Genomic DNA, 11,076 nt, shown 5'->3' on the forward strand with positions numbered 1-11,076 from the left:
ACAGCGACCTCGATCAGCGAACCCACAGGTCAGCGACCCACCAACGCGATCAAGTCACGATCATGGCGGAAGTCAGGGTACATGACCGTCGACGAGCAGATCGACCACGTCCTGGATCGGCTGCTGCCTGCGGCCGACCGCATCGGTGCGCTGATATCCGAAGCCGGCAGGACCGACGAGCACGCGATCTTCAGCGTCCTGCAGGTCGTGCGGGAATTTGAGCACTCGGACGACGGGGAGGAGGACTCGGCCGTTCCTTCTGACCAGGAGCCGCCGGAGCACCGCAACTTGTTCGGCTGGCACGTGGACGCGCGGATCCTCGACTTCCTGAGGCGCACCCACGCCGAGCTGGACGTCGACGAGTACGGCTACTGACGGAGCCGGGCGGGTGCCAGAGCACAACGACCCCGGAAGGTCAAAACCATTTCTAGGTCATCGGTCAGGCAACAGGTGGGATAGAACCGCCAAGCATCACCTGGGACTGGACAATCATGGATCATGGATCGATGTGTTCGCCCTGAACTGCGGGTCTGTGCCCTTGCGTTGCTTGTGGTCGGGGCCGCCCGGTACCGACTACAGGGTTACGCCGGCCGCTCGTTCGACCTCTGTAACCAGGAGGCGCAGCGTCAGCGAGTGCTTCTCCGGAGGCAAACGGTCCATGGCGGCATGCGCGTACTGGACGCCCCCGGTGCGGTCGCCGGCTCGCGCAAGCATCAGGCCCCGGTGCAGCTCAAGGTGGGTCGCGAACCGTGGCAGGGATGGAGGGAGCAGACTGCCGGCCACCCCCTGCGCTTCGACGGCGTGTGCCTCGTCGCCTAGCCGTGCGTGTAGGAGGCTTGTGAACACGTTCATGCGCCACTCAGGGACCGCATAGTCGGAGGTCTGTTCTTCGGAACCCACGGTGTCGAAGATGCGTCGGCCTTCGGTGAGCAGGTCGAGGGCCGTGGACCTGTCACCTCGGATGGCGGCGACATGGGCAAGGCCCATGACGGCGTTCAGTCTGCCAAGTGACGGCCTGTCGGAGATCGCAAGTGCCTGCCGCGCGAAGGACTCGGCGACTCCAAGAGAGGCGCCCTCGTAGCCAAGCGCTATCGTGGCCCGTCCGCGCACCCATACGCGCGCTTGGTCGTCCTCGGAGCGGTCGGCGGCTGTGGCTGCCGTCCGATACCAGTCGACAGCCTTCGAGCCATCCGAGCCCGGGAACGTCTTTCCGAAGAGCGTCGCAAGCTTGGCGGAGACCTGCCACAACTCGGGGCGGTCAAGCTGCTGCTGAAGCACTAGCAGGTCGACGGTGAGGCGTTTCTGGATCTCGGCGGCGCCAAGGGCCATGTAGTCGGTGCCGTAGGCAGCGAGCTTCCCATGCCACTCGTCGATGTCCGGTCCGCGGCCTTGAAGCCTGGCACTGAACCCCGCATGAATGAGGTCACTCGCCACAATCGGCGCGATCGACGTCGCGGCCAGATCGGTCAGGAACCTGCGTCGGTCCAACTTCTCATTCTCCAGAACTTGCAGCGGCACCTCAAGGACGGCGGCGAGGTGTCGAAGCCAGTAGGGGTCAGGACAGCTGATCTTTCCTGTCTCCCAACGGGAGACCGTCTCGCGGGTGACCGTCGCTCGACCGGCTGCCCGGCAGAGTTCACCCGCTAGCCGGCTCTGGGACCACCCTCGCGCCGAGCGTAGCTCTCGCACAAGTTCTCCGACTGCCACGTGACCATCATGCCCCTAGTGCTGCCACTAGTCGCGACGTAGCGCCACCGGGAGGCTACTTCTTAGCCCCGGGCCGGTCGCGCAGATGCCGGCCTGGGTGTCCCTACATCGTTCCGTAATCCGAGACGGAGTGACGATCATGCGCGTCGATCGGGGGCGTGGGAGGTGCCGGGCTCAGCGGGTAGGCGCGGCGCACCCAGCGGCCAGGGTAGCGATGCGTCGGCTCGTCAGTGGCGGTCGGCTGTTATTGGCCTCGGCCTGCGACCTTCCTCGCGGGTCCAGAGCACCTCCTTTGGTCTCCGGTGACGCAGTCGCGGCGGGCCTAGGGCGATAGCGGGGAGCGATCCGGCATCATCGTCGACGCGGACGAACCCAGATACCGGACCCGGAAGGAAGACGCGATGAGAAAAGTGCTGACCATGGCATGGAGAGCACTTCGTGGCCCCGCACAGTGGTGGGTGCTGTGGCTCGCACACTCCAAATTTATGATCGGCGTCACTGGCATCGTTGCCAATGGCGACGGGCATGTACTTCTTCTCCGTCACAGGCTATGGCCGGAACATCGACAGTGGGGTCTACCCACGGGGTACGCCAAGGCATCAGAGCGATTCGAGGACACCGTCGTCCGGGAGGTCCGAGAAGAAACCGGACTGGATGTAGAAGTCGCTGAACTGCTTCATCTGAAAAGTGGGTTCAGGTTGCGAGTCGAAGTCGCTTACGCGGCAAGACTCTCTGGAGGAACGCTCAAGGTCAACACTTTGGAAGTTCTGGAGGCACGATGGTTCCCGCCGGACCAGCTACCAGAGGGGATGCACGAGTCGCATCGACTTCTGATCCAGACCACACGCTAACTTGGCTGCCGAGACACGAATCGCTTGCGCCTAACGAGCGTCTAGGCGGTAGGCTCGTGGATCGCACGGACGCCGGGATTCTCCTGGCCGCTGCGCGGGCCACGGCGGCACTGGATCGCGTTCACCCCGCTGGTCCGGACATTGTTTTTCTGCCTCTTCGTGAAGTAGTCGACGCATGGGACCGGCCGACCCGTGAGATCTTCCGCATCGGTGCCGCGCTCGCAGCGGCACGCTGCGGGCAGTTTGGATTACACCGGATGCTGTCGCCGGATCGGGTGTGGGTAGGTATCCGGTCGACGTCGGAGGACAGGTACGGCGGATTTCATCATCCCGACCAGGGATACCGGCATCTCCAAATGGGTTCGGTCGTCACTCGGCACGGGCACTTGCACCCTTCCAAGGCTGGCGCACCACCCATCTTGACGGCGCTAGATCTGCTGCGTTCATACATTCATGACTCAGTGCACTACAGTACATTCCGCGAGTACGTGATATACGAGTCCAAGATCTTCCGTCGTCGGTACGGGATTAACCGGCGCGACCCCGGCGGGGCTCCGTACTCGGCCCTAGACGCGTCGGAGGCAGCGTCCACACGGAATCTCGGCGTGGTGATGGAGGGAGCGACGGACCGCGAGGCACGAACAGTCGCCCGCCACACCGCCGTTGCGCTCGGCCTATCCGCGCCGTCCAACGCTCGGGATCGCCTCATGTTCCACGACACCACCGGGCTACTCACCGAAGCTGACCAGGCCGAACTCATGGGTCAACAACGCCCTACGGACGTCGGCGGCGCTGGAATCGACCGGTACATGGCCGCGATGGCCTCCTATGAGCGGGAGGTCAGCAGCCGGTATGCGACGTTCCTCGGGGAAGTAGGCGGCATCGAATCTGATGACCTTCACGCGCTAATAGTTGAGGCAATGGCAAGCGGGGATCCACACGAGCTGACCCAATGGCTTGACCAGCGTCACGGCGCGGACGCATTCGATCTGATCTTCCGCCGGACCGACTGGCGCGGGCCGGACGGCACCACAACGAAGGGATGACCATGGAGGGTGGCCGGTGACGACGATGGCGACATGTCTTGTCGACAGGCCCGGCCCGGGCGACAGAGCATCGATGGTGCCTCTGTCGCGGCCTGAGGGCAGGGGACTGGCGGTCCGACTCTGGGCGCGGCTGCTGTGGGCGGAGGCAGCGGCGTGATCGTCGGGGGGCTGGTCGCGGCGGCCCGGTTCCCGGCCCGGCCAGACGCAGTGCCCCGGATTCGTCGGGGCACAGTGGCGAGGTTGCGGGGTTGGCATGTCGATCCGGCGGCGGTGGAGATCGCCGAACAGGTCGTGGCTGAGCTGGCCTCGAACGCGGTCAAGGCGAGCGGGCCGGGCGGGGAATCCGTGGCGGTCCGGCTCACAGCGGGCGAGGGCCGGGTGCTGGTGGAGGTGTGGGATCGCTCCGAGCTGACGAGTCCGCGGGTCGCCCGGCCCGGGGAGGAGGACGAGAGCGGCCGGGGCCTGTGGCTGGTCGAGGCGCTGTGCGAGGACTGGTCGTGGTACCGGGCCAGGTCTGGCGGCCTGGTGGTGTGCGCGCAGCTCGTCGGCGCGATCGTGCCCCCGCCACGCGGTCCGGACGAGACGCCTGTGCCGTTGGCGCGCAGGGTGGCTCCGACGCGACCGGCGTATCCGGAACCGGTGTACCCGGTGCGGTTCAGCACGGACCCGGAGGTGCTCGCGCGGGTCGCTGAGCGGCTGCGGGCACTGGATGACTGGGACTTCGACGGGGCGGCCGATGTGCCGGTGGCCGTGGAGCGGGTCGGGTGACGACGACAAGGGATGAGGCTGTGACGGTGTCCGGGGGCCCTGGGTCGGCCTCGCTGAACCTGACGGTTGCGCATGCGGCGCGGATGTATGACTACTTCCTGGGGGGCAAGGACAACTTTCCGGCGGATCGGGCGGCGGCCGAACGGGTGCTACAGGTGATGCCGTCTGCGCTGCTCGGTGCGCGGGAGAACCGGCGGTTTCTGCATCGGGCGGTGCGGCAGGTGGCCGGGGCTGGTGTGGCTCAGTTCCTGGATGTGGGGATGGGTATCCCGGCGGCGCCGAACGTGCACGAGATCGCGCAGGAGGTCATCCCCGCTGCGCGGGTCGTGTACGTGGACAACGATCCGCTGGTGTCGGTGTATGCCCGTGCGCTGTTGACCAGCTCGCGGCAGGGCTGCACGGCGTATGTGGAAGCTGACCTGCGCGCGCCGGAGGACATCCTGGCCAGCGACGAGGTGGCCGGGACGTTGGATCTGTCGCTGCCGGTGGCGTTGTCGCTGGTGGCGGTGCTGCCTTTCCTGCTCGACGCCGATGATCCGGCCGGGGTCGTGCGGCGGCTGGTCGATGCGCTCGCGCCGGGCAGTGTTCTGATCCTGAGTCACGGGACGGGCGATTTCGCGCCGGAGGAGGCCCGTCGGGGGGTCGAGGTCTACCAGCACAGCGGTATCCGGGTGCGGGTCCGGAGCAAGGAAGAGATCGCCGGGCTGGTCCCGGTCGGGATGACGCTCAAGGAGCCCGGGGTGGTGCCGGTCCATCGGTGGGGCGGGCGTCGCAGCAGGCGCCGCGATGCGGAGATCGGGGTGTACGGGCTGGTCGCGCGCAAGCTGTAAGCGCGGTCGGTGGCCGATCACGCCGGCTGGGAGACGGGCTGCTTCGCGCTGATGGTGCGGGGTGGGCCTATGGGGCGGGGGCATGGACAACGGCGTCCATGCCCCCGTTTCGTGCTGCCTGTGGTTAGCGGGTGAGGCGGGGTCGAAAGGCGCTCGCGGGTGGCGGCGGGTTGCGGAGGATCTGAACGATCAGTGATGGGGTCGGGTAGGTCGCGGCGGGGTCGGCGCGGTCGATAAGGGCGATCACCAGAGCGGTGATGACACGGGGTTCGTAGGCGCGACTGAACTGGTCCCAGCCGACGCGGTAGGCCTCGCCCGCGACGGCGCGGCGTTCTCGGCGGGTCGTGCGGCCTGGTAGGCCGATTCCCAGGAGCGCGCGGGCGGCGGTCGCGGGGGCGTCGTCCAGGCTGTCGATGGCGCGGAGCAGCTTGGCGTGGGCGGCGGTCGCGCCGGTGTGGCGGCCGCTGAGCAGGACGACCAGTCCGGGGGTGCGGCGGGCGAGGGTGGCGGGGCTGGCGTCACCAAGCTTGGTCAGGATGGCCAGGGCGTTACGGACGCGGCGCTCAATCGTGGGCGTGGGCATCGCGGGGTTAGGGCTCCTTGGGCGGGGACGACGGGGGCGTGCGGTTAGAGGGTCACTCCGCGGAGCGGTCAGTGCACCCCATATCCGCCTGGTTGTCCCGATCAGGTCACGGCGGGTGCGCGATGGCCCGATGAGGCCACCGGGTCTGTGACGGCGCGGGTGCGGGTGCCCGGCCGGGGCCGGCTCGCCGTTCGGCGTCGGCCTGACGGGGCCGGTGGGCGCGGCTTGGTGATCTCTCCACGTTTCCTCCCTGTTTTCTCCGTCGATTCCGCGTTTCCTCCGTGCCGGGGCCTGGGGGACGTGGCAGTGGGGCGCCCGGCTCAACGTTTTCTCCGTCGTCTCCGTGTTTTCCGAGAAACCTCCAAGGTTTCTCCGTGACTGGGAGTAGTGACTTTTCCTTGCGGGTCGGGGAGTTTGGTAGTGCGGCAAATGCCGCTCGCGCCAGTCGCGGGCGGGGCCGCGTTTCCATCGGTTCCCTACGCGGGGAGGTCTCGTCATGCGTTTCTACTACCGGCGGCCGGTGTTCTGGCCGGCGGCGCTGGTCGTCTGCGGGCTTTACCTTCTGCTCGGCGGCCTGTCGGGTGACGTGCCGGCGCTGGGTGGTCTGCTCGGTGCGGGCCTGATCGGGGCCGGGATCGCGTGGCGTCGGGCGGGTGGCTGATGGCGGCCCGGCCCGCGCCTCGGGTGCGGATGACTGCGGCTGAACGTGCTGCCCAGCGGGCGTCTGACCGGCTGGTCGCGGTGGCACTGCTGGCCGTGATCTGCGGGTTCGCGGTCGTCGGTGTGGTCGGGGTGCTGCTCGGCTGGACGCTGGCGCTTCTCCCGGCCCGTTAGGCGCCCGGCGCCGCTGCCGGTAGCCGGCCTTCGGCCGGTGTCTGTCTTTCTCTGATGTCAGCCGGCCCGTTCGGGGTGCGGCTTCTCTGTCTCCCGCGCATTCGGCTGCGGGTGTCTTCTTCTTCGATGGGAGTGTTTGTCATGCGTTTTATCCCGGTGGACCCAGCGGCGATTGTTGTCGCGGTCGTGATGGGTGAGCCTGAGGCTCCGCTTTTCAACGGGGAGCCGCGTAAGACCCGTGAGGGGGTTCCGCTTCACGACGTTCAGGTGACCGTGGCCGTCCAGGGGGCGGGCGCTTCCACGATCAAGGTTCGGGTGGCGGGTGAGGCGCCCACGGTGCAGCTCGGCCAGCCGGTGACGCTGGTCGGCCTTCGGGCGCAGATGTGGGAGATGGAAGACCGCCACGGGGTCCTGTGGGTCGCCAGCGAGATCCGTCCGGCCGGCGTGCCGACGCCGCCGGCGGCGGCGACCAAGCGCCAGCAGTAGCAGCCAGGACGGGCGGTAGCGCGGATCCCTCGTGTGGTTCGCGCTGCCGCCCGTCGCCGTCTCCAGGACTCGATCACTAAGCCCTTGAGGAGGGTGGGTCATGTCGCCGGTGATGTCGGTGCGTCAGGGTCGGATCACGCGGGGGTGGCGGCTGTCGCTGCGGCCGTCGGTCCCGTCGATGCTGGCGCGCTACGTCGTGCGCCGGGTGTGGGAGTGGCGTCGCGAACTCGTGACGGTGCTGGTGGTGTGGTGGCTGGCGGCTCGGCTGTCCGACGCGTTCGGCCCGTCGGGCGGCCTGGTGGTCCTGGCGGCGCTCGGGCTCGTGGCGTGGGCGGTGCCGTGGTATCGGCGGCTGGTGCTGGGCTGGCTGGCGGGGGGCCGGTGGCGTCGGCGGTGGGCGGTGGCGTGTCGGGCGTGTGGGGTGTCGGTGTCGTGGGAGCGGACGCCTAGGGTGCGTCGGGTCTGGCGGACCCCGGCCGGGATCGTGCTCGCGATCAGGGTCCGGCCCGGTCAGTCGGTCGCCGATGTCGAGCGGGCGGTGCCGGCGCTGGCGGCGAGCCTCGGGGCGCGAAGCGTGGCGGTTGCGCCGGATGTCCGCCACGCGGGCCGGGCCACGGTCACGGTGCGGCTGCGTGAGCCGCTGCGCCGGGTGGTGCTTCCTGAGCCGCTTCCGCAGGACGGCCCCGGCCTGGACGACTGGGACGCGGATACCGACACCGGCGGGGATGGGGAGGCGTCCGAGTTCTGGTCGTCTGCGGTGGTCCGGCGTGCGCGGCGTGGCCCGGGTGTCGCGGGCCGGAGTCGGGAGGTGTGGCGGGGGTGGCGTGGTCGGCGGGCGGATGTGTCGGGTGGGGTGGATCTGTCGGCGGTGGTGGTGGGCCTGCGGGAGGACGGGGCGCCGTGGCTGCTGCCGCTGGCCGGGTCGCATGTGCTGATCGCGGGGGCGACGGGTGCGGGTAAGGGTTCGGTGCTGTGGGCGATCGTGCGGGCGCTGGCGCCGCAGATCCGCGCTGGGCTGGTCGAGGTGTGGGCGGCTGATCCCAAGGGCGGGATGGAGCTGGCGGCCGGGGCGCCGCTGTTCGCCCGGTTCGCCTACACGCCGGTCGCGATCGCGGACCTGTTGGACGACGTCGTCGCGTGGATGCAGCGCCGGGAAGATCAGCTCCGCGGCGTCAGCCGGACGCATCGGCCCTCGGTGGGGGATCCGTTCGTGGTGGTCGTGCTGGATGAGATCGCTGCGCTGACCGCCTACGGTCCGCCAGAGATCCGTAAGCGGATCGCGGCGTCGCTCCCGATGCTGCTCTCCCAGGGCCGCGCCCCGGGGTTCACGGTGGTCGGGGCGGTCCAGGACCCGCGTAAGGACGTGATCGCGTTTCGGGACCTGTTCCCGGTCCGGGTCGCGCTGCGCATGTCCGAACCGACCCAGGTCGACATGGTCCTTGGCCGGGGCTCCTGGGCGGCGGGCGCCCACGCGGAACGAATCGGCCTGGACCGCCAAGGAACCGGCTTCGTGTCCACCGATGACGCGCCGGTGCCGGTGCTGGTTCGGGCGGCCTGGCAGGACGATGACGACATCGCGGAGGTAGCGGCCCGGTTCGGCCGTCCCGACCGGTCCGACGCCCCACCAGACGAGCCTCCCGGCCCGGTCCCGGTCGCGCCGGTGGCCCCGGTCGCCCCCCTGCCACCGCTGCCACCGCTGCCGCCGCTGCCTCCGGTGGCGCCGCTGCCTCCGGTGGCGCCGGTGTCGTCGGGTGCGGTGGTGACCCATCCGGGGACCTGGCTGCCAGACCTGCGCCCCTACGGCCTGCCGGACGTACGCGAGCGGCCGACAGGCCCGTCGGATCCGCCGACGGTGCCACTACGGGGCTGGTCCCCACCCCCACCCCCGGCCGTGCTCCCGGCGTCCCGGCCGGCGTTGCCCTCGGCGTCGGACGCGCCATCGGCGGGGCGGATTTCTGAGTGGGACGCGGCGGAGTGGGAGGCGTGGGCGGCGGGGTGGCGTCGGCGTAACCGGCTCGACGACAACGGCGATCCCCTCGACCGCTAGGCACGTCGGCCCGCTGGCGGGCCTTCCTCCTTCTCTCTTCTTCTTCCTTGACCGGTGCCTGGGCGTAGCCATGCCCGGGCGCGCTTGAAGGAGCGCGACGTGACCACCGACGAGCAGGAACAGACCCGTCCGGCGGCTGGCTGTGCCCGACCGATCCGGTTGGCGGGCGGGTCGGATCATGTGGACCTGGCGACCGGTGAGATCCGCCCGGCGATGGCCCCGGGTGTGGTGCACGTGCGGTGCAACAATCGCCGTGCCTCGGCGTGTCCGGACTGCTCCAAGCTCTACCAGCGCGATGCGCGGAGGATCGTGGTCGGCGGCCTGGACGTCGCGGCCGGCGGCTCGGCTGCGCCGGTAGCGGGCTGTCCGGCGTGGTTCGTCACGCTGACCGCTCCCAGCTTTGGGGCGGTGCACTCCCGGCGCGCGGGCAAGGGCGCCGAAAGCCAGATCTGCCGGCAGCGTCGCGGGACCTGTGAACACGGTCGGGCGCTGTCGTGCCATCTGCGCCACGCGGCGGACGACCGCCGCCTCGGTGAGCCGCTGTGCCCTCGGTGCTTCGACTACGACCGCGCCGTGGTCTGGAACGCGCTCGCCTCGGCGCTGTGGAAGGCCACCCGCGACGCGTTGGAATCCGCGGTCGCATTGGCGGCCGGGCTGACGGTTGCCGCGCTGCGCCGTCAGGTGCGGGTGTCGTTCGTCAAGGTCGCTGAGGTCCAGCGGCGCGGCCTGGTCCACCTGCACGTCGTGATCCGGGTCGACGGCCGCGACCCGTCGGGCGGGCTGACCGCTGCTCCGAAGTGGGCTTCGGGTGAGCTGGTCGCGGACTGCCTGCGTGAGGTGGTCGCGTCGGTGGCGGTGGTCGCGCCGGATCCTGCCGGGGTGGCGCTGCTCGACTCGTCCGGGGCGCTGCCGGCGGCGCCGTCGTCCGGCGGGTGGGCGGTGCGCTGGGGCGGGCAGGTCGACATCCGCCGTGTCCGGCTGGGCTCTGAGATGGATGCGGCCCGGGTCGGGAACTACCTCGCCAAGTACCTCACTAAGAGTGTCGCGGACGGCGGGGCCCTCGACTCCCCGGTGCGGTCGCTGCGGCATCTGGCCCGCCTCGGCCTGCGTGACCATGCGCGGCGGCTGGTGCAGGCCTGCTGGCGGCTGGGCTCGGACCCTGTGTTCACGGCCGCGTTGGATGCGGCGGCGGGCCGTGCGCCCGGCCGGGTCCCGGGGCTGATCCGGTGGTCGCACGCGTTCGGGTTCGGGGGTCACGCGCTGACCAAGTCGCGGGCCTACTCGACGACGTTCGGGGCGTTGCGGGGGGTGCGGCGTCGCTATGCCCGGGTGTTGGCGGCGGCGTTCGCGGGCCGTCCCCTGGGCGTCGACGGCGGCGGCGGGCTGGTGACGTTGGACGAGTTCGGCCGTCCCGACGGTGATCCGGCAACCATGGTGGTCGGCTCCTGGCGCTACGCCGGACGCGGCCGCGACCCCTCGACAGGGAACGACTCGGCGGGGAACTCGTCATGAGGCGGCGCGGGCCGGGGCGGCTGGCCGGTGAGGTCGCGCTGTTCGACCTTGACCAGGACGGCGCGAGCGGCGGTGTGGACCTGTCAGGGCCGGTGGTCGCCGAAGAAATGAGCACCGAAGGTGCCGACTCTGTTCCTGCTTCTGCGTCTGCTGGTCGTGAGGAATCCGCGGTGGCCCCACCACCGCCGGTGGGGGTGGGTGGGTGGGACCCGCCGTCGGACCCGGCGTCGGATGGGCGGGCGGGCTCGTCGGGTCGGGGCCGGTCACAGCGCGGTCGGGACGGCGGAGGTTCGGCTGGGGGGCGGTCTGGTCCTGGTGGGCGCTGTGGGCGTGGTTCGGTGGCGGCGCGTCGGGCGGCGGCTGCCGCTGCGGCTGAGGCGTGGATTGACGCGATGGTCGCGGCGGCTCCCCT

12 protein-coding genes are annotated in these 11,076 nt (G+C 69.9%); 10 read left to right on the forward strand and 2 right to left on the reverse strand.

All coding sequences use genetic code 11. The features are described from left to right. Positions 1 to 375: DUF4279 domain-containing protein (locus I6A81_RS02115; RefSeq protein ID WP_203007013.1), on the forward strand; the 375-nt coding region annotated here is incomplete at its 5' end. Positions 376 to 573: 198 nt separating this feature from the next. Here the strand turns inward: I6A81_RS02115 and I6A81_RS02120 are convergent. Then, positions 574 to 1,707 (reverse strand): helix-turn-helix transcriptional regulator, encoded by a 1,134-nt coding sequence (locus I6A81_RS02120; RefSeq protein ID WP_307874410.1) that lies wholly within the window; start codon positions 1,705 to 1,707, stop codon positions 574 to 576. A 401-nt stretch (positions 1,708 to 2,108) separates the two neighbouring features. Here I6A81_RS02120 and I6A81_RS02125 point away from each other — a divergent pair, with 401 nt between their 5' ends. The 4 genes from I6A81_RS02125 to I6A81_RS02140 all read left to right on the forward strand — a co-directional run bounded on the left by I6A81_RS02125 (position 2,109) and on the right by I6A81_RS02140 (position 5,202). Then, a complete protein-coding gene (locus I6A81_RS02125) occupies positions 2,109 to 2,558 on the forward strand; it encodes an NUDIX domain-containing protein (RefSeq protein WP_203007012.1) in 450 nt (149 codons plus the stop codon). Between the two features lie 461 nt (positions 2,559 to 3,019). Beyond that, a complete protein-coding gene (locus I6A81_RS02130; protein WP_203007011.1) occupies positions 3,020 to 3,604 on the forward strand; it encodes a hypothetical protein in 585 nt (194 codons plus the stop codon). Positions 3,605 to 3,757: 153 nt separating this feature from the next. Further along, the gene (locus I6A81_RS02135; RefSeq protein ID WP_203007010.1) at positions 3,758 to 4,372 is read left to right on the forward strand and encodes an ATP-binding protein; all 615 of its coding nucleotides are present in this window, start codon (positions 3,758 to 3,760) and stop codon (positions 4,370 to 4,372) included. A 20-nt stretch (positions 4,373 to 4,392) separates the two neighbouring features. Next, positions 4,393 to 5,202 carry an SAM-dependent methyltransferase gene (locus tag I6A81_RS02140; protein WP_307874411.1) on the forward strand — a complete coding sequence of 270 codons (810 nt, stop codon included), beginning with the start codon at positions 4,393 to 4,395 and terminating at the stop codon, positions 5,200 to 5,202. A gap of 124 nt (positions 5,203 to 5,326) precedes the next feature. Here I6A81_RS02140 and I6A81_RS02145 read toward each other — a convergent pair whose 3' ends face one another. Further along, on the reverse strand, positions 5,327 to 5,785 hold the full coding sequence (locus tag I6A81_RS02145) for a hypothetical protein (protein WP_203007009.1): 459 nt from the start codon (positions 5,783 to 5,785) through the stop codon (positions 5,327 to 5,329). 496 nt (positions 5,786 to 6,281) lie between these two features. On the opposite strand from I6A81_RS02145, the gene I6A81_RS02150 reads away from it, so the two are divergent. The 5 genes from I6A81_RS02150 to I6A81_RS02170 all read left to right on the forward strand — a co-directional run bounded on the left by I6A81_RS02150 (position 6,282) and on the right by I6A81_RS02170 (position 10,664). Beyond that, positions 6,282 to 6,446 carry a hypothetical protein gene (locus tag I6A81_RS02150; RefSeq protein WP_203007008.1) on the forward strand — a complete coding sequence of 55 codons (165 nt, stop codon included), beginning with the start codon at positions 6,282 to 6,284 and terminating at the stop codon, positions 6,444 to 6,446. 29 nt (positions 6,447 to 6,475) lie between these two features. Further along, a complete protein-coding gene (locus I6A81_RS02155; protein ID WP_203007007.1) occupies positions 6,476 to 6,619 on the forward strand; it encodes a hypothetical protein in 144 nt (47 codons plus the stop codon). 54 nt (positions 6,620 to 6,673) lie between these two features. Then, the gene (locus I6A81_RS02160; RefSeq protein ID WP_238430796.1) at positions 6,674 to 7,105 is read left to right on the forward strand and encodes a hypothetical protein; all 432 of its coding nucleotides are present in this window, start codon (positions 6,674 to 6,676) and stop codon (positions 7,103 to 7,105) included. 100 nt (positions 7,106 to 7,205) lie between these two features. Continuing rightward, complete coding sequence (locus tag I6A81_RS02165; RefSeq protein WP_238430795.1) at positions 7,206 to 9,152, forward strand: FtsK/SpoIIIE domain-containing protein; 1,947 nt, start codon at positions 7,206 to 7,208, stop codon at positions 9,150 to 9,152. Between the two features lie 99 nt (positions 9,153 to 9,251). Further along, entirely contained in the window at positions 9,252 to 10,664 is a 1,413-nt protein-coding gene (locus tag I6A81_RS02170) for a replication initiator (RefSeq protein WP_307874412.1), read from the forward strand. The last annotated feature ends 412 nt before the right edge of the window (positions 10,665 to 11,076 follow it).

Source organism: Frankia nepalensis (assembly GCF_016786325.1).
Classification (GTDB): domain Bacteria; phylum Actinomycetota; class Actinomycetes; order Frankiales; family Frankiaceae; genus Pseudofrankia; species Pseudofrankia nepalensis.